Origin of the sequence: Parabacteroides massiliensis, assembly GCF_900155425.1 — a bacterium.
In the GTDB taxonomy this organism is placed as follows: domain Bacteria; phylum Bacteroidota; class Bacteroidia; order Bacteroidales; family Tannerellaceae; genus Parabacteroides; species Parabacteroides massiliensis.
Genome location: NZ_LT700189.1, coordinates 270644 through 290589, shown reverse-complemented (window position 1 = coordinate 290589; position 19946 = coordinate 270644). Strand labels below are relative to the sequence as shown.

21 protein-coding genes are annotated in these 19946 nt (G+C 34.7%); all 21 read right to left on the bottom strand.

The genetic code is table 11. The features are described from left to right. Window positions 1-587 precede the first annotated feature (587 nt). Complete coding sequence (locus tag BQ9893_RS01280; protein ID WP_167369827.1) at window positions 588-1844, bottom strand: 6-bladed beta-propeller; 1257 nt, start codon at window positions 1842-1844, stop codon at window positions 588-590. Window positions 1845-1890: 46 nt separating this feature from the next. Beyond that, window positions 1891-3045, bottom strand: coding sequence for a 6-bladed beta-propeller (locus BQ9893_RS01275; protein WP_075964378.1), 1155 nt, complete (start codon window positions 3043-3045; stop codon window positions 1891-1893). 157 nt (window positions 3046-3202) lie between these two features. Next, window positions 3203-4315, bottom strand: coding sequence for a 6-bladed beta-propeller (locus BQ9893_RS01270; protein ID WP_075964377.1), 1113 nt, complete (start codon window positions 4313-4315; stop codon window positions 3203-3205). Between the two features lie 22 nt (window positions 4316-4337). Beyond that, window positions 4338-4478 (bottom strand): hypothetical protein, encoded by a 141-nt coding sequence (locus BQ9893_RS21560; protein ID WP_167369826.1) that lies wholly within the window; start codon window positions 4476-4478, stop codon window positions 4338-4340. A gap of 16 nt (window positions 4479-4494) precedes the next feature. After that, window positions 4495-5559: a 6-bladed beta-propeller gene (locus BQ9893_RS01265; RefSeq protein ID WP_075964376.1), complete on the bottom strand. Its 1065-nt coding sequence runs from the start codon at window positions 5557-5559 to the stop codon at window positions 4495-4497. A 259-nt stretch (window positions 5560-5818) separates the two neighbouring features. Beyond that, window positions 5819-6196 carry a LytR/AlgR family response regulator transcription factor gene (locus BQ9893_RS01260; RefSeq protein ID WP_075964375.1) on the bottom strand — a complete coding sequence of 126 codons (378 nt, stop codon included), beginning with the start codon at window positions 6194-6196 and terminating at the stop codon, window positions 5819-5821. 122 nt (window positions 6197-6318) lie between these two features. Next, window positions 6319-6462, bottom strand: a complete 144-nt coding sequence (locus BQ9893_RS21555; RefSeq protein WP_167369825.1) for a hypothetical protein — start codon at window positions 6460-6462, stop codon at window positions 6319-6321. Window positions 6463-6495: 33 nt separating this feature from the next. After that, entirely contained in the window at window positions 6496-7803 is a 1308-nt protein-coding gene (locus BQ9893_RS01255) for a 6-bladed beta-propeller (protein WP_167369824.1), read from the bottom strand. Between the two features lie 81 nt (window positions 7804-7884). Continuing rightward, a complete protein-coding gene (locus tag BQ9893_RS01250) occupies window positions 7885-8109 on the bottom strand; it encodes a TIGR04149 family rSAM-modified RiPP (RefSeq protein WP_075964373.1) in 225 nt (74 codons plus the stop codon). A 189-nt stretch (window positions 8110-8298) separates the two neighbouring features. Further along, the gene (locus BQ9893_RS01245; protein WP_081415343.1) at window positions 8299-9582 is read right to left on the bottom strand and encodes a 6-bladed beta-propeller; all 1284 of its coding nucleotides are present in this window, start codon (window positions 9580-9582) and stop codon (window positions 8299-8301) included. A 92-nt stretch (window positions 9583-9674) separates the two neighbouring features. Then, window positions 9675-9890, bottom strand: coding sequence for a TIGR04149 family rSAM-modified RiPP (locus BQ9893_RS01240; protein WP_075964371.1), 216 nt, complete (start codon window positions 9888-9890; stop codon window positions 9675-9677). Window positions 9891-9990: 100 nt separating this feature from the next. Continuing rightward, window positions 9991-11211, bottom strand: coding sequence for a glycosyltransferase (locus tag BQ9893_RS01235; RefSeq protein WP_167369823.1), 1221 nt, complete (start codon window positions 11209-11211; stop codon window positions 9991-9993). A gap of 14 nt (window positions 11212-11225) precedes the next feature. Beyond that, complete coding sequence (locus BQ9893_RS01230) at window positions 11226-11828, bottom strand: lanthionine synthetase LanC family protein (protein ID WP_167369822.1); 603 nt, start codon at window positions 11826-11828, stop codon at window positions 11226-11228. A 59-nt stretch (window positions 11829-11887) separates the two neighbouring features. Continuing rightward, window positions 11888-12268 (bottom strand): galactosyltransferase-related protein, encoded by a 381-nt coding sequence (locus BQ9893_RS01225; RefSeq protein ID WP_081415387.1) that lies wholly within the window; start codon window positions 12266-12268, stop codon window positions 11888-11890. A 26-nt stretch (window positions 12269-12294) separates the two neighbouring features. Then, the gene (locus BQ9893_RS01220) at window positions 12295-13533 is read right to left on the bottom strand and encodes a TIGR04150 pseudo-rSAM protein (RefSeq protein ID WP_075965349.1); all 1239 of its coding nucleotides are present in this window, start codon (window positions 13531-13533) and stop codon (window positions 12295-12297) included. Between the two features lie 13 nt (window positions 13534-13546). Next, window positions 13547-14914, bottom strand: a complete 1368-nt coding sequence (locus BQ9893_RS01215) for a radical SAM peptide maturase (RefSeq protein WP_075964367.1) — start codon at window positions 14912-14914, stop codon at window positions 13547-13549. A gap of 5 nt (window positions 14915-14919) precedes the next feature. Then, the gene (locus BQ9893_RS01210; RefSeq protein WP_075964366.1) at window positions 14920-16185 is read right to left on the bottom strand and encodes a 6-bladed beta-propeller; all 1266 of its coding nucleotides are present in this window, start codon (window positions 16183-16185) and stop codon (window positions 14920-14922) included. 37 nt (window positions 16186-16222) lie between these two features. After that, the gene (locus tag BQ9893_RS01205) at window positions 16223-16438 is read right to left on the bottom strand and encodes a TIGR04149 family rSAM-modified RiPP (protein ID WP_075964365.1); all 216 of its coding nucleotides are present in this window, start codon (window positions 16436-16438) and stop codon (window positions 16223-16225) included. Between the two features lie 192 nt (window positions 16439-16630). Beyond that, on the bottom strand, window positions 16631-17929 hold the full coding sequence (locus tag BQ9893_RS01200; RefSeq protein ID WP_075964364.1) for a 6-bladed beta-propeller: 1299 nt from the start codon (window positions 17927-17929) through the stop codon (window positions 16631-16633). An 88-nt stretch (window positions 17930-18017) separates the two neighbouring features. Continuing rightward, window positions 18018-18251, bottom strand: coding sequence for a TIGR04149 family rSAM-modified RiPP (locus tag BQ9893_RS01195; RefSeq protein ID WP_075964363.1), 234 nt, complete (start codon window positions 18249-18251; stop codon window positions 18018-18020). Window positions 18252-18440: 189 nt separating this feature from the next. Beyond that, window positions 18441-19757, bottom strand: coding sequence for a 6-bladed beta-propeller (locus BQ9893_RS01190; RefSeq protein WP_139322551.1), 1317 nt, complete (start codon window positions 19755-19757; stop codon window positions 18441-18443). Between the last annotated feature and the right edge of the window lie 189 nt (window positions 19758-19946).

Sequence of the window (19946 nt, the reverse complement as noted above, 5' to 3'; positions counted from 1 at the left end):
CTTTTTCATTTTCATTGGTAAACTATATACTATTCTTTTAGCGTCTGATGGTTCAAAGGCTTCTTCTACATTATCCTCCTACATAAGCGTTACATTTTTCAATATCACAATACTGGGATCATCATACGAAAGCAAAATTTCCAAAGAAGCATCCGTAGATGCACGTCCACCACAATCAATTCAAAATCCCGAAATGATTGGCTACAAACTGTTATCGCATTTTTTCATCCTTGCTATCACCAATATCGGGTTATCGTCAAATTTCACATCTTGCAAGTTTTCAGGAATATCGATCGTTCCTTCATGCTCTTCCACAAAGTCCAGCCACTCAGAAGCCCTCCAATAACCGGCAACATTCCGACACCTTCATCAAAACTTCCAGCCCGATACGTAAACAACAATTTGTGGTCATACTCCATTAAACGGTTTAAACTACAATAATCAAGAATTCTAAATTCCGGGGAATCCATTTTTTCGTATGGAAAACTTTGCTCATTAAAATGAAAAACATAACGTATCTGCAGGCCGGTGTCTTTCGCTGTATAGATCGTATCCATTATAATTCCACAATAAAAACAAAAAAATACTTATTTAACAATCACAGCTACCGGATTACTTTCGTCCGGCAGATCAGACAAGAGTTGCCGGACTTGATTATCTTTTTTAGAAGGATTCTCCTCGATCCATTCTTTTACTTCGGCTATATCCAATAATCCGGCCAATTCACCTTCGGCAGTTGCTGTCTGGAAAGACTTGACGAAAAGCCCGTTTTCCGGATCGCCTATCTTTCCTTTCGCCATGACCTTGACCTGTCCATTTTCTTTATCATAAATTCCCCAGTACGTTTCGTCTTTGCCCAATCCTTTATAGTTGATCTCATAATAATTGGTTTGGAAAACAAAAAACAGGACTTTGTCACCTTCCAGCACATAGTTGAAAGCAATCTTATCCTCGTTCCCTTCCGGGTGATATCGCTCTTCGTAAGACCAATGCCTGCTCCCCAAGTCAAATACATATCGAGGTTCCAGCGACTGATCGGATACGCAATAAAGGGTATCATTGAAATTCTCTTTTAAATAGATCTGATCATCGAATGCCCATAAACAAGGTTCCTTGGCATAATCAAAAACAACTTTGTCGTTTTTCAAATATAAAATCAAACAATGGGGAGACGCAGGATTATTCCCATATCCTCCTAAAATGATCGGAGTCTTGGTCAGTTCAAAAGGTATCGTATCCTCCTGATTCGCAATTTCCGTATGCAGTTTCCCTGTCGGAATGTTATAGGAGAATATTTTGTCTTCATTCTTTTTGAACAGTGTCTTTTGATAAAAATACAAATCATCTCCGTTCCCTACCACAGACAATCCTTGCAACCTCGGCAATCCTTCCGGCAGATGGATAGATTCCAAGGGACTTCCGTCTGCGTCAAAACGCAAAATCCGCTGACCTTCCGTTTGAACATAGATGATGCCTGACACGTCATCCGTCCAAAAGACCGGGAAACCGTCTTGTAACAGATACTCATCCGCTCCTTGCCCGATCTTCCCGACACATCGGATGAATTTCCCCGTCTTACGATCGAACATTTTTACCGGTTGTTCACGGGATCCTACAAGCAGCTTATCTTTCAATATCCGGATATAAGCCCTATCTCCTATCAGCGACTCATCTGTCGTCTCCAACGGCACATAATCAATATGACTGCCGACGTCCTTTACCGAAATTTCTCCAGGTTGTTCAAATGCCAGCCCTAAAGGAATGATTTCCACCCCCTGTTCTTGCTTTATATTTGAACAAGCACAACTGATTACTGTCAATGCGATAAATACTATTTTCTTCATGGTTCTTAACTTGAGATCAAACATTCCATATATTCATTCTTTTATGTTATTTTTTCATCCTTGCTACTACCAATATCGGATTATCGTCAAATTTCACACCTCGCAAGTTTTCAGGAACATCGATTGTCCCTTCATGCTCTTCCACAAAGTCCAGCCACTCAGAAGCCTCCCAACAGCCGGCAACATTCCCCTCTTCATCCATATAACGGGGATAAAAAGGAGGATAACTCTCGTCCCGGAAATGAATCGCCTGATCTTCTTTTGAACATAGGATTGTCGTCTTCTTGCCTTTATCATAAAAGCCGACACCTTCACCAAAACTTCCAGCTCGATACGTAAACAACAATTTGTTGTCATACTCCATAAAACGTCTCAACGTCGTATAATCAAGAATGCTAAAATCCTGTGAATCCATATTTTCATATGGAAACCCTTTTTTATTGAAATGAAAAGCATAACGGGCTTGCAAATAAGTATCTTTTATCGTGTAGATCGTATCCATCACAATACCACTATAAAAACACAATTTTTTTTTATAACGATAGAAAATTCCAGGCACATAAATAAATTCATTCTGATTTTTCTTTGGATACAATAAATGGTTGGGATATAAATGTACTGCCTCACCGTTTCGATTAAAAACTGCGATTTTGTATTTTATATCACCTGTAATATTATTAATATAACCCATATATAATGAATCATTCAAGCGATAAGGATTGTCCACTCCACCGGCTATTTTTAGATTTGTAAAATAAGGTTTCTTCACTCGTTCTTCCACTTTGTTCGTCTCAATATTGATTCCAATCCAAGTGTTTCCTCTATTAGCATACATCAGGTTCTTCTCTTTACAGAAAGTTCCCCCAACAAGAATATACTCATCTGGTCCCTGTCCTTTTTTACCTACGTTATGAATGAAACGCCCCTCTTTTCGGCTAAACAAACAAGCTCCGACAAAATCATTCTTCATCAATACATTGCCGTCCGTAATCCCTGCAATCCACGGATAATCCTGCAATAAACAATCCGGAGTCGTCTCCAACGGAATGACTTCTATCTTATCAAAAAGCTCATCCATATAAATACGTTTTTTTTCGGCCGCATAGAAATCAATCTCCACGGGCAAATTGTCGCCCGCATCCTTTTCTGAATTACCACATGAACAAAAGGCTATTAATAATATAAGAAAATGCCATTTCATACTATTTTATTTTAGAGAGATGCCAGACATCTTTTCCGCTATAAAACAAAGGAGCAAACATCTGACACCCCATATTTAAATTATACAATAAGAAAAACAAGAAGTATTTTTTCGACAATCACAGCCACCGGATTACTTTCGTCCGGCAGTATTGAAACTATGATTTTATATGAATAATCCGTATAATAGGATTACTATCAAAATCAACATTGATATTGATTGGCATTTTGGACTTCTTCTTTTTCCAATCCAACCATTTTTCAGCTGGTACAACATCTATCAATTCAGTATCAGCAGCCATAACCGGATGTATCTCTCCTAAAAAATCCAGATCATCTATAAAACCGGAATTATGTTTTCGCGAACTTTGCAAACAACCCGTTTTTTTATTATATATACATTGATATATCTCTTTAGGGACAAAAGGACCATTCACTTGGCAATCATAAATCATATAATTTTTCGTTTCTACAAAATATGACATATATATCTGATTTTCCGAAAAAGCAGGTTGGGATTGATATCTTTTTTGATCTTCATTCCAAGCAAAAACGACATGTGGAATCAGATTATAATTCTTCAACAAAAATATCGTATCATTTCCTTGGTACTGCTTGAAATAGGTATCCCCACCATATTCATAATAAACACCATGAAAAAACGGTTTGTCACGGCCAACATGATCATAAATTACATAATTCGGAAATTCTTTCAATACTTTTCCTGCCGAATTAAACGCCACAAGCTTCGTATCTATTTTACCGGTTATATTATTAACATATCCTATAAAAAGAGAATCTCGATAAGGCCAAGGATTACTGATAAAATTATACTTATGATAGATCGAAACAGGCTTTCTTATTTTACACATACTCTTCTTTGTCTTGATATGAATCCCCTCCCAATATTTATCATTATTAATATAAAGTATATCATTTCTCAAACCACACTGATCCTCACATTTGAATACAAACTCACCCGGAGCCTGCCCCCTTCTTGTTATCTGATGTATATATCGTCCTGTTTTCCGATCAAACAAATAGGCTGCCTCAAACATCGATACCGCAACTATGTATTTATCCGTAACATAATAACGCGACGATGGACGTAACAAACATTCCGATGTTGTCTCCAACGAAACATATTCTATCTTCGAAGCAAAAGAGCTCAAAAGTATAGCACTTTCTTTCGCCTTTCGATTATCTACGATAAATACGGACTGCGAATACAAGTTAAATGCCATGAAAAGAAAAAACACGGTTATTTTCATGATTCTTTTACTTTTTGTCTAATTACAAGAGTGGCTTTTGCGCAAAACGGGCATAATGGCAGAGGGCGATAACGATTCCCATCTTTCCATGATACAGCCCGATGTCCGAAGTAAAACTCGATGCCATGACCAAATGGTTGATTATACGTTCAGTTATATCCATAATGTATTTTTTAATGTCAATCTTTCAATTTCAATATCATCACCACCGGATTGTCGTCTTCCTGCAAATCCAATAACTGCGGATCCAACTCTTTCTTACTTTCCGGATGTTTTTTTATATAATCAACAATATCTGCGGGCTGCAAAAAAAAGATCAATTCTCCCTGGCAGTTCATATCATAAAAATTCGACTTTTCATACAACTTTTGATCAGATGATTTCTTAAAGGCAAAATCCACATATGAGGTTTTCGCCTTTTTATCGTAGACAACAACATGTCCTTCTTTTTCTTTCCATAAATAATACTTTGAAACGACAAAACGGTCCGTCTCACCACAGACAATAGGCTTTATACGCTCCAAATGCTGATAATTGATATGCGGTATCAAAGCATCTTCCGTTACCTGAAATACACTGTCGGTTTCTATTTCCTGAAAATAAATATTCGAACCGTATTCATAAAATATACCAGGATTAGCTTTATACTCATTCTTATTTTCCCTTTCAAATCGTTGGTATTGAGGAAATACTTTTTTCACAACACCTTCTTTATCAAACAACATCAATTTTTCGGGAGTATTTCCCGCATTATTCAGATACCCCAAATATATGCCGGATTTATACAAATAAGGATTCTGAATGCCGCCTTTATGCGGTGATTTGATCACCTGTTTCATTTTGCCTGTCCGGATGTCATATCCTTTCCAATGAGTCCATTCATGCGTATAAAGCAATTGCTCCTTATCACAAAACCCATGAAATGACCAAAAACCGGCATATTCACCAGGACCTTGTCCAAGATGACCGATTTCACGAATGAAATGCCCCGTTTTTCGATCAAAGGCAAAAGCTTTGCCAAAAAACTGAGTGACAATAATATACTCACCTGATGCATAAACATTCATGCTTTTTCCTATCAAGCAATCCAATGTCGTTTCCAAAGGAATATATTCAATACGTACCAATAAATCTTTCGCCTTGATTTTTTCTTCCGGAAATGATACTTTTATTTGCATTCTGCCTTGTGCCCTAAGACACAAAGTTGAAATAACCAAACTACATATAAGAATAACACGTAACATAGTCAGACTGAAATATATGGGTTATCAGATAGGATTTCTCCTAATCGTTTCATAATATTAAATTTTACAGGTTACTAATACCTTCGGCTCAACACCAATGGATAACGAATGCAATTTATGAATAAAAGAGGAAATTTCAAAACATTGCCGTCCGTAATTCCTGTAATCCACATGCACCGAACATGCCTCTTGAAAAATACAGGGAAATGTTTCCGGCCAGATGGAGTACCTATTTATACCCCAAACATATCTGGCAAAGCTAAAATTCACCCTTCTTTTCAGAAGAGTTCAACAGGAAAAAATATTTCCGAACCAAACTTACCGTTCTAATACTCACCACATACTCTAAGCCATTTTGCATCGAAAGAGTATATACATCCCCATTTTTAACAACTGACTGAACTTTTTTTATATTGACAATGGTTTTCCTATTGATCCGTACAAATAATCTTTCATTCAAATTCTTTTGAACATCAAGCAAGCTCTTCTTCATGACAATTTTTTTTGACCCATCCAACAAGAATCTGATATAAGGCTTGTCACTTTCAATGGAAATAATGTCATCATATTCCACTCTCCAGATATTATTTTTATTGGAATACTTAAAAAAGGTTCCTTCAAATGTCAGTTCTTCCATAATATAATTTTAATCAATGATTACTTATACTTGTTCTTTTGCTTTCAGGTAAACCTCCATTATCTTCTCCCCCTCGGAAAGAGGCAGATCCGAGGAGGATATCATCCATCCTCAAAGATACATTATTTCTTGCTCACATTGTAATTATCCTTCAAATTGTTATGAAAAAATTTCACCCACTCTGCTTCTTCCGATCCCCAACCATAAAAATATTCATTCTCGCCACCATATTGCATATATACATTCGATTGATTAAAAATGCTCATTGCCTAATTTTATTACTTGTTTTTTCATGATATTTATTTTAACGTTGCAATCAATAGTATTGGATTATCATCTTCTCTTATATTTTCCAGTACCCTCAGATATTCTTTTATCAAATTTTGATCTTTCACCACTTCTTTCCCAATTTCCTCTGTCTTTATCTCCTTCATTTGCTCAGGGAATAAAACAGAAACCCAATACTTACCAGTACTTCTATAGTTTATAGAAAAAGAGCCTCCACAAAAATCATTCTTAAATGATAATGAATACTTTATCAATTTTCGCACAAAACTCGGCGATCCCGGTATATTCCAACGATCTATGGTTGCTACATCTTTATAAATACATTGTTTTCCATTTTCTTTTTCATACTTCAGGATATATAAATGGTTTGATTTAAACAAATAGAAATAAATATATTTCTGAGTGTCGAGAAAATCCAATAACAAAATATGATCAAAAAAGCTATCGTCTTTTATCCATTGATGCGATTCTTCAAATGTTGGCTTATCTCCCATTCTCAATATAAAAAGAGGGGTGAAGCATTCATTTTCAAGATCAAATCTATAAATTGTATCACCAGCATAAAAGCTCATCATAAATTGTTTATCATAGACACTTATAGATGGATTCTTTTCCGTCCAGAAATTTTTCCATCCATAGGAAAGTTGGCGATTCTCCCAAATCTCCTTTGTTCGTGTTAATAGTTCTGGATTATATAGATACTTTTTAATCTGATAGTTATCATCAAACAATGCAAATGTAAAATACTTTTCTCTTTCATGAATAACAGGTAACAGATCAATCAAAAATAACTTATCATTTACTAACAATACATACGGATTAGTCCCTGATATAACATCTGAAAAACGTTTTAATGAGTCATTAATAAATTCACCTTCAAAATTAAATTTAAAGATTTTACTGTACACATAATCATAAAAATAAATATATTTTTTATCGTCATCTACTTCAATATTATAAAAACCTTGATATTCACCTGGCCCTTGTCCTTTTCTTCCAATTTTGTTTAAAAAACGGCCCTCATGATCAAAACGAGAAATACCAGATTTATAATCACATACAAATATATCTTTCTCTGTCACTTTTATATCAAAAATATTACTAATCAAAGTGTTATTTGTCAACTCTAAAAACACAATATCCAACTTATCTACTGATTCACTAAGAAAATATTCGTCACATGCATGCATATTTTGCAATCTTGTCAAATCAAGTGTTATAATCTCCTGCTGTATAACATCTTCTTTAGTTTTAGACTTATCGCCTGCACAACAAAAAAGAAGAAGAAAGGCACAAAAAATAGTCAAATTTACTCTCATATCACTATATTGATTGATAAAAAAATAGTCAGAGATGCCATATAATGGCATCTCTGACTCCTTATAAATCCACTTTATAAATTATCCTCTTACTCCAAACTGAGCACCACCACCAGGAGAATACAGCCCACTTGCACCACCACTATTATTAGCTCCGCCATTATCTATGGTAGAAGAGCCTTCCTGATCTGCATAATGACAACCACAAAGACAACAATTTGCACCACCGATCAAACGGTTTAACTCTCTCTTACCCAACTCTGCTTTATTCAATTGAGTAATTTTTAATCGACCAATTGCTTTCATATATTTTAAATATTAAATGTCAACAATAATGATTTAGAAACTATTCCTGAAATTTTATCGTTTCCTTAAAATTAACTATTCGTATTTTATACCACAAATCAATCAATAGCAAATGTCTCGAACGTTCCCATTTGATATCCCGAACGTATCTGCAAAGATAAAATTCATCCCATATGTAGTATTTCATATTCATTTTAAAGTTGCAATCAATAATATTGGATTATCTTCTTCTTTTACATCCATTAACATCTTAATATAATCATCCCTACTTGTCTTCATTTTAACATTTTCATTTCTTATATCTTCTATATTATAATACTTCAACAAATCCGATGGATATATAATATCACACCAATATTTATTTGTTTTATAATCAACTTTAAATTCTCCACCTATCAAGTCGTTATGTAACTCAAACATATACTTAAATCGCCTATGTATAAAAGCCGGATTTTTCATTTCAATAATCTGACTTTTACTATTCAATGATTGCAATTCACCATCCTTCTTCCCGTACTTAACAGTATACAGGTTTTTCGATTTACCAAGAACAAAATAAAAGAAGTCTTTTGTGTCATAAAAATCATACAACCATAGATAAGAAAAAAATTCTACTTTTTTCAACCATTCATGAGACATTTCAAAAGAGGGCCTCTCGCCTAAATCCAATATATAACATGGAGAAAAGGAGTTTTTAATATATTGATAAATAGTATCACCACCATAATAAATCATTCTAAAATCATCATTATAAAAATCAATATGAGTTTTTGTTTGTTCTGTCCATTGATCTCTCACCAAACTATTTCCAGAACCGGCTCTTTCTCTTATTTCATTCTCATAAAACCTGAAAGAGGGATTAAAAAACTTCTTTACTACACTTAAGGAGGTATCCACTAAAGCTAAAGTCCACAATTCTTTATTAGGAAAAAGTATTGGCAATTGATTATTTAGGAAGAATTTTTCACCTGTAAATAAGATCCTACCATTAGGACTAAAAAATAAATCCTCGAACAAGGTATTTGGTATTGTTTTTATGTATTTACCATCATAATCAAAAACTTTAAGACCTCTTGTTGTCAATAAATATACTAATGAAAGTTTTTCATTTACGATCATTTGAGGAATGGATAAATATTCACTTGGTCCTTGCCCTTTCCGACCAATTCTATTCAAAAATATACCTTCTTTTGAGAATCTTAGAATACCATTTTTATAATCAACAATAAAAATATCATTATTAGTTATAAAAACATTTTCTATATCTCCAAGCAAAGATTGCTCTGTTAACTCCAACTTAACAATATCAATATTTTCCGATACATCACTAAGATTTAAAACAGAGACAGAATTCTTTATACCATTAATCAAATCTATATTTTTCAAAATCAAATCTTTTGAAGAAATATCTTTTTCTTTAGATAGATTTATACATGATACAAAAAAAGATAAAAATAACATATAATATTTCATACTTTAAATATAAAAAATAGCCAAAGAGGCATGTCATCTATGTTCTAATATACAGATTTAGCCACCCTGACCATTTTTAGTCAATCCTAATATCAAGCGTATACTCCCCCTACGAGTCCACTCCAACCAGGACTCACCAAACCATGCTCACCACCACTTGTATTTGCGCCATGATTATCTGTAGTAGAAGACGGGCCTCCACAACCACAAATACAGCATTTCGTACCACCGACCAAACGGTTCTGTTCTCTCTTACCCAACTCAGCCTTGCTTAATTGTGTAATTTTTAACTTTCTGATGTTTTTCATAATCTTTTATCATTTCCGTAAAGTTAACTATCTGTATTTTACGCAACAAACAAATTGACAGCAAATGCCCCGAACGTACCCATTTGATATCCCGAACGTATCAGATAACCTCGAATAACATCAAATATAAGTTTTTTACCTTATCCATCAAAGAGTTTTTATATTGACACGTAACATCAATATTTTCCTTTCCTCTTTCATCAAGAGAATGCAACAATGATAGCGTTGCCATTACCAATTCATCCTTAAAACTATCGGCTTGATTTACATTTCCAATATGAGCAACCCGTACATATTCTTGTTTTTGAAACATACAGCGTACTCCAAACCCATCCGAGGCTACAACCGGCAACCGATGAGCGATCATCTCCAATCCTACATAACTACACTGTTCCGTATAAGAGGGCAAAAGCCCTATATCGACAATCTGGTACCATTTATCCACCTCTTCCGGAGAAAGCGCACCTGTAAAATGAATTTTAGACAATACCGGGTAACAACTTTTTCGGACAAAATCCCAATTACCGGTAGAACCAACCACTGCCAAACGGCACATCGGATAAACTTTCACAATTTCTTTGAAAGCTTCGAGACAAACCATAAAGCCTTTTTGTTCCGTCATACGACCAACATAAAGCAATATCTTCTCATCATCCGGCAACATCATCTCTTTCCGAAAAACCATCTTCTGCTTCTCTGACCACAAAACTGTTCGTTCAAACAAAGCATTCGGAATCAGCCGTAATTTATCCCGCCCTACGAAATAAGATGTTTCCAACAAACGATACGTATCTTCAGACAAACAGACAACCCGATCTGCATACCGACACATTTCAACCTCTTCCCGATAAGTTTCCAACAGATAGGCGTATCGTTCAACCACATATTTCCGATCCTTTTGTTTCAAAATTCGAATATACCGGTCAACATCCCCAAATAAATGTAACGTCCAAGCCATATCATGGATCACATAAATTTGTTTGGACAAAGGATGCGATGTACGAATCATCTTCATCAATAGGGAGCACGGGCTATAATTAATCAAAAAAATATTATCCGGAGAATCCGGAATATACAACCGGAGGAATTTATCGATGATCCGGGAATGATCTTGAATCGATTTAGTTTGAAACGGAGGTAAATGAAAATGGCGGATTCCATCTATTTCTTCTATGTCGAAAACATCCTTCTCGGAATTAAAGACCAACATTCCAATCGTAATATCTGCACCGGACAAACAAGCTATCAACTGCCGGATATAAGTACTGATCCCGTTACCGGAAGAGGTTTCATAATCGTTCGTTATATACAAATGTTTCATAATCATTATATTTGTTATTTCAACAAAAAACCGGCAAGCCCATCTTTCAGCCCCAAAGATGCTGAAACATAAGTTTCTTCTGTCAAAAGGGTAGAACTCAAAAAAGGAGAGACAGACACCGGATACCGATTATAAAACGCATCCAAATCATCCATATCAAAAACAGTATTTACATGGTGTAAATTTTCCCGATATCGCCTATCGAATGGCAACGGATTCTTTTGAGAAACCGCTCCCTGCATTCTGGCCGAGACATAATAAAATAGTCCCTCCAATCCCGTATCTAAACGCTGGTCATCCAAACGACACAAATCCGTTTGCATAATAATCCGGTCCATTTCTTCACAGACTTCATTTCCATCACCACTTATAAAACGGTTCTGCAACAAGTATTCGATTCCCCAGCCAATCCCGCTCAACCCGGATTCAAAACTGATGGACAGTTCTGCATCGATAAGTGCCCAGATATCATCCAAAAGTTCTTCCGCTATATCGGTGTATACATCACAACCGGTAGATCGGCCATATTCGAAAAAGAACAGAGCGATTCCCATCTTCCCGTGAAACAGTCCCAAATCATTAATGAAGGGACTTTTCAGGATTAGGTGATGAACCATTCTTTGTTCAAAACTAAAAGTTTTCATTATCTCCATTCTCATTTCTCCTGATATTATTTTTATCGGGTTTGAATATATTTTTGCAATTCACTACGAGTCATGCTGCATACATTCAAAAATTCCTGACGATTCTCCAATTCAATGTCGGCACTTCCATACCAAGAATTTTCCTTGCGAGGATGATATAAATGGAATAACGGCCCACTTGCCCGATAAACAGGCAATCCCAATATCTCCATCCGCTTCACCCGCTCCGCATCTTCCGGTCCCCAACCATAGAAATGTTCGTTTTCTCCACCTGACTGCAGATGCACCTTTCGACTGACTAAAAATGCTCCGCCTACAGAATAAGAAAGATCTGCTTCCTCAACAATCGATTGATTTTGTTTTTTATAACGATTGATAAATGCTATTTGAGACTTTAGCTGGATTTCATTCATATATCCGAATTTACCATTTAACAATTTTATTCTTTTACCAAGCAGAAGTTTTCTTTTCCCGTCACCAATTCATGATTAGAGATGGAAGGACATAAAAATTTATTCGCACAACCACTGCATGGCTGCTTATCCCGTAAACGAAACCACGCAGTCGAATGCACTAATTCTTCAAAAACAAATTTCTTCAATGAATCCTGCGGATAGACACCTATAGGCTTACAATTCACATTTGCATAGACTTCACCGGAAGGAACGATCGTTAATTTACCAAAGAAATTTTCATTCAAAGTCTGCCGTCTGAAAATCGCCTTACGGCTAATCGGTTCAACAAGGATATCATCCAACGAACAAAATACATTTTCTTTGAAGAATGAAATATTTTCACCGGTATAAAAAGGTTTCATCTCGATTTGGACAGAAGATGGAAAATTCAATGCCTCCACTTCCTGAACACCCGCATTCGAAGAAACAATGAATTGCCAAATAACAGGATAAGAAGAAAACAAACCCATTTGGCATTCTACTGCTTCTTTGTCAAAACCAGAATGGACAGAAATAACCAATTCTGAATTTTCCCCTTCCAGCCAGTCCTTACAAGTTTCTGTCAGATGATCAAAATAAAGATAGTATGACTTTTTGAATTTACAACCGGACAGTGTTGGGTATATATCATGAAAACAGTCACTTCTCAACAAATTCCCTCCTAATATATTGACTTTATTGACACCACTTGTATTCATATCCAACAAAAGAGACAAATAATCAGCAACAGTCAAACCTCTTTTTTCGAAACAAGCACAATGAAGCGTTTGCTTAAAATAATCTTGGCAGCCGAAACAGCCATCTCTACACGATCCGGGAAGAAATAAAGATACTTCATTCAGATTTTCCAAAATCCGTTCACCAAGAAAAGTAAGATCTTCTTCCAGAGCCTTCCGTATATTGGTATTCAAAAACAACATAGGTTTGAATAAAAAAGGTTTAGATATATCAGATTCTGTCTCTACAATATCTCCGGAAAAACTATTCCTCACTTGTAATGCAAAATTATAAAAGATGGGATCCAAAGCCTGTTCCTCCTTTAAAACCAGGCAATATCCATTGCTGGCTTTTCTTAACGAAGCCAATATCTCCGACACCAACGGAGTTTCAGGAGCATGCAAATAAGCAGAATTTAAAGTATTATAAACCACAAATTGACCTTCTTCTCCCAAAATAAAAGTGTAAGGTTCCAGATAAAACCAATATTTCTTTGTGTTTTCCATGTTCTCTATATTTTTAATCAACAGCAATATTACTCATTACAAACTCATACAAATCCGGATGTTCTTCTGCGTAAGAAAGATAACGGGCAAAATAATCAGCCGACCTGTTCTTCCCCATATAACCCGGACAAACCAACTTTCCGTCTTTTTCTTCCAGCAAAAACATACACTGCCCACAAGCCTTTTGCAAGAAACAAGTCTTGCAATTTTTTATCACCTTCTCATACAGATCGTGATAATAAGCTCCAACCCTTTCATAGTCCAAATCAAGGATTCCATCTTTCAAAGTCCCCAGAACATGATTCTGCCCCATCTTTTCACAAGGGAGAATTTTTCCATTTACGGTAAGGAATATTTTACGCTCGAACGGACGACAGGTTCCGGTTGGGATATAAGTCGTACTATCTTCCGAATCAAACAAATCAATATAAGAATTATAGTAGTTTCCGGTAAAATCCCGAACAAATGTATGAAAAAAAGTAGATGCAGAATCTTCCATTCGATTCTCTTCTTGCGACTTAAAAATATCAGACGCTTTATCAAAACTATCATATCGACTATTGAACATACGTTTAAGTTCCTCTTTCCCTTTTTCGCTCACCCCATTTGTATTCAATTCCGCAACCCGAGGCGTTTTACCGAATTCCTGCTTAATAAAAGCAAACACATCTTCTACAGAATTTCGATCATGTAGTACAGCATTAAAATTGACATTCTTATCGAAAAAGTCCGGATAAGTCGATTGCATAAGTTTTATATTGGTAAATACTTTAGAATAAGAACCCTTTCCCTGTTTATCTACCCGATAACCAGAGTTATACTCATTGCCATCCAAGCTAAAGAGAAGCTTGAAACTCTTTTCTACCAAGAAATCCATATATCTGTCCAATAAGACACCATTTGTTGTCATATTGTATGAGAAGCTAACGTTCACATCCTGCAAGGATTCTAAATAAGCGATAGTCTCTTTTATCAAACGCATATTCATCAAAGGTTCACCGCCATAAAATCCTACAGTAATATTTTTATTATAGGAAGTATTATACTCCGACCTCCACAAATCGCTAAGATGATCAATCAATAATTTCACATTAGCAAATTGTTGTAATTTTGCTTCTCTTTTGTCATAATTAGCATACAAATCGCCATAACCACAATATTTACATTGCAGATTACACGTATCTGTTACTTCAATCAAAAGTTGACGCAAGTTTGCCAAATTCATTTTTATTGCCTCAGAAGAATAATCTGTCTTAAAAGTTATCCCATCTTCAACAAAAAAATCATCCTTTCGCCCATTTTTGTAGAGCATAAACATCTTATGACTATTAGAATAAAGATAAGAATGCTTATTGTCTAATTTTATTACTTCATTTTTCATAATACTTATTTTAAAGTTGCAATCAATAGAACAGAATTCCCCTCTTCTTGTAAATCATTAGGGGCAAAACCATATTTAGAAACCTCATTATTAAACACTTCTACAGGAACCTCACATACATAATATCCACAAGATTTATATTGCACGATAAACTTTGTATTCGAGAAAAAATCATTTACAAATTCAAATTGCGGATTTTTAATCCTCCGATATCGAAAATCTGCCAAATTCGCTTCACGGAATTGAACAAAATCTTTTACAAAAGAAACATTTCCATTTTGTTTATCATACCTAAGATTATATTTATTCTCATCTACGCACACAGACAAATATAAATAGTCTTTTGTATCACAAAAATCATACAACCAGAAATATCTCCAAAAATCATCTGACTTAATCCATTCATGAGAAACCCTAAATGCGGGCCTTTTCCCCATATACAAATTATAGATAGGCTCCAATTCAGCAGAAGAATCTACATATTTAAATATTGTATCTACCCCCCAATAACTCAATGTAAAACAATCATTCTGAAAATCGACAAGTAAATCCCCATCAGTCCAATAATTTTCATGTTTATCATATTTTGTTCCATGACTTATAATTTCGTCCTCCATACCAACATACGATGGATTATAAAACTTTTTATCGACTTTAAATTGACTATCGACTAACGCCAAAGACCATAAATCCTTTTTGGATTGAACTGGAATACGATCGTTCAAGAACACCAGATTATTATGTATAAAGAAACGTGGTTCTAACGTATTAAATAAATCAAAAGGTAGTGTTTCATCTATATGTTTAATAAATTGACCGTCAAAATTATAAATCATCATCCCCACATTTGTATATAAGTAGATTTCTTCTTTATCAAGGACAATATCCATATAAAACAGATGAATATATTCTCCAGGTCCCTGCCCTACCTTTCCTATCGAATTGATAAAATACCCTTTCCGGTCAAACCTGAATATTTTACCGGATTTTATATCATGAACAAAAATATTATTATCAGAAACTCGCACATCTTTAATAGAAGAAATCATTGAATGCTCTGTAAATTCCAAAGGCACAATATCCACAGATTCAGCCAATTCACTTAATAGGAATTGTTTACATTGTTTTTGAGCATTTTTTAACGTACCAACAACATCAATACATTTCTCCACATTTTCAGATAAATCTAAAGTAGCATCAGTTCTTCGATCTGCACTTCGACACGAAAAAATAACACAAACAAATAGTACAAAGGACAAAAAAGGTTTCATAAATATATCTATTTAAGTATTACAGCACCTCTATAATTTAGCCATAGGAGCCGGAACCGCCACCTATTCCTGGACGAGTAATCAAACCACTGGCACCTCCTATATAATTGGCACCAGAATTGTCAAACGAACTTGATGGTCCTAAACATCCACATATACAACAATTCTCACCACCAACTAAATGGTTCTGCTCTCTTTTACTCAATTCGACTTTATTCAATTGAGTAATTTTTAATCGACCAATTGCTTTCATACGCTTTAAATATTAAATGTCAACAATAATGATTTAGAAACTATTCCTGAAATTTTATCGTTTCCTTAAAATTAACTATTCGTATTTTATACCACAAATAAATCAATAGCCAATGTCCCGAACGCACCCATTTGATATCCCGAACGTATCAGAAAATTTCAAAGCCATCTTATTGATATCATACACATATAATCATTTTAATGTTGCGATCACCACTATTTGTTCATCCTCACTCAATTGTCCCAACAGTTTCAAGAGTTTATTTTTACAATCTGGAATTTTAACAGTCTCCTTTTTCAAATCTTCTACATCTATATACTTATCAATATCTTCAGAATCCATCCAATCGATCACATATTTTCCATTCTCCGACTTGTAATCGACATGAAAAAGACCACCACCTGAAAGGTCATTCTTAAAAAATAATTTGCGCTTGTCCAATATACGATGGATGATACCGGGAGCTGGCCTCCTCTCGTTTACCTTATTGTCGAATACGTAATACTGTATACCACCTGTTTTCAAATCATATCGGGCGATATAAGAATCTTCCCTCCTTCCTAAAAACAAATAAAGATAATCTTTCGATACCAAAAAATCATGTTTCCACAAAAAATCAAAGAAACGAATATCTTGTTTTCCCCAACTATAGGCCATTTCAAATGTTGGTTTTTCTTCAAAAGACAAAATATAATCAGGAACAAAAGTCCGGCTTGCCACATCATACTTATAAATCGTATCACCGGCAAAATAACACATCTTAAAACTGCCATCATAGAAATCCACCGTAGCATATTCACTTTCAGACAAACATGGCTCATTCAAAAGAACCCCTATCTGTGTCTCTATTCTATCTTTATGCTCTAACACCGTTGGATTATAATATTTTTCTTCTATATTAAAGGTTCTATCAGCCAAAGACCATGTCCAAAGATCAGTTGCCGGATAGGTTAATGGGAAACGATTATTCACAAACCAAAATCCTTGCCATAAGAAAAATCGAGGATTGGCCATATAAAACCATCCTTTCGGATTTGTATCAGAAACAACTCTTTTAAATAATCCGTCATATCCATAGACTTTCATTCCCCCTTGTCCGCTTAACAAGAATATTTCCTTGTGCTCTTCATCTAAAATGCTAAGCATTATTGAGGTATATTCTTCCGGTCCTTGCCCTTTTTGGCCTATCTTAGACAAGAACTTCCCATTACGGGTATACAAAAATACCCCCTCGACATCATGGACTAAAATGTGACGTTCCGAAATTTTCACATCCATTATATTACGAAGTAAAGACTTATCCGTGATCTCTAACCGGACAAAATCAACCGTTGAAGCTATTTCGCTCAAAAGATATTCAGATTTATAAACTGACTTAGGTTTCGATGGAATCTTGATTTCAGCAACCATTTCGTTTACGCATTCTTCTCTCTTGTCTTTTTCACTACAAGCTAACAATAGTAAGAAACAAATAAGATATACAATTTCCATAACTTTCAGATAAAAAATTGTCAATGGAATATTTGTTTATAATAACAGCCCTTCCATTGACAATCTTAGGTTTATTTGTCATTAAATATTATGTAAAGGAACCTGTTGCATTGCCAGAAGTTCCACCACCAGGAGAATAGAGCCCACTTGCACCACCTGAGTTATTAGCACCTTTATTGTCCGATGTAGAAGAACCTCCATTATCTTCATAATGGCATCCACAAAGACAACAACGTTCACCACCGACCAAACGGTTTAACTCTCTCTTACCCAACTCAGCTTTACTCAATTGAGTAATTTTTAATCGACCAATTGCTTTCATATGCTTTAAATATTATATATCAACAATAATGATTTAGAAACTATTCCTAAAATTTTATCGTTTCCTTAAAATTAACTATTCGTATTTTATACCACAAATAAATGAACAGCCAATGTCCCGAACGTTCCCATTTGATATCCCGAACGTATCAGCAAAGCTAAAATTCATTCTATCTATAGTATTTCATGGTCATTTTAAAGTTACAATCAATAGTATCGGATTATCCTCTTCTTTCATCATATCCAGTTTCTTGATAAATTCCCTTTTCAAATCCTCACTCTTAACTCTCCCATTTTTGATTTCTACCATAAGATCTTCTATTTTTGATGGCTCAATCACTGAAACCCAATATTTATCAGAAGGTGTAAATCGAACATAAAAATCACCACCACATAAATCGTTCTTTAAAGTTAAGCGACGGAAATCATAAGACCGAAGAATAAATCCGGGTGAACCGGGTAATGATTTTTCCCGCAAAACAGCTTGTTTTTCTTTAATAAAAGTCTCCCCACTCTTTTTGGAATAACGGATATTGTAAAGTTTGTCACCTCGTGTACAAACAAAATAAAAATTCTCCTGAGTTTCATATATATTATACAAACAAATATACTTAAAGAATGACAGATCTTTAATAAATTGATGCGAAGTTTCAAAAGCCGGCTTATTCCCCATATTCAAAATATATTTAGGCTTAAGTTCTTTTTCTATCTTATCATACAAATAGACAGTATCTTCTTGATAAAAACAAACGTGCATATTCTTTTTATATATACTAATGAAAGGGCCAGACTCTTCCCAAAAGTTCTTCCATCCATAAGACAAAGAACGATTCTCCCAAATATCCTTTTCTCGTCCTTTGAAAGATGGATTATAAAATTCTTTTTTGATATTAAAGGAACTATCCAACAAAGCAACAGTCCAATAATTTTTACGAAAATCATCAAATACTGCGATAGGATCTACTGCAAATTTTTCATCATTAAAGAATAAGAGTGTCCCCAATGTTCCAACAAATAATTTAGGAGTTAAGATTGTTTGCAAAAACTGTCCTTGAAAATCATAGACATGAATTCTTTTTGTTGCAGAACTTTCTTTTCCTGCTTCAGATATCAATACCTTATCCCGGTCTACGATCAGTTGGTTCACATATAGATATTCACCAGGACCTTGTCCACGTTTTCCTATTTTGTTAAGAAAAGTGCCATCATGAGAAAATCTAAATATCCCATTTTTTAAGTCCCATATAAAAATCTCCTTATCTGTTATAAATACATCCACTATAGTACTTAACAAGGACTGTCCTGTTGTCTCTAAAGGAACAATATCAATTTTATCCGTTTCGCCACTAAGATAAAGTTCCACTTTTTCTTCTTTTAATACGTCTGGTATACTGATACGAACGATACTGTCTTCTTCAACCAAAGATTCAGTTTTATTTTTACCATCATGGCTACTGCATGAAACGACAAGGCTAACAAATAGTATTTCGATAAATTGTATTTTCATCAGATTGATTATAAAAAGCACTTTTCATGATTACATTTTTTATCATTTCCGTAAAGTTAACTATCTGTATTTTACGTAACAAACAATTTGACAGCAAATGCCCCGAACGTATCCATTTGATATTCCGAACGTATCAGAAAATCTCAAGCAACATCAGATATAAGTTTTTTACCTTATCCATCAAAGAAT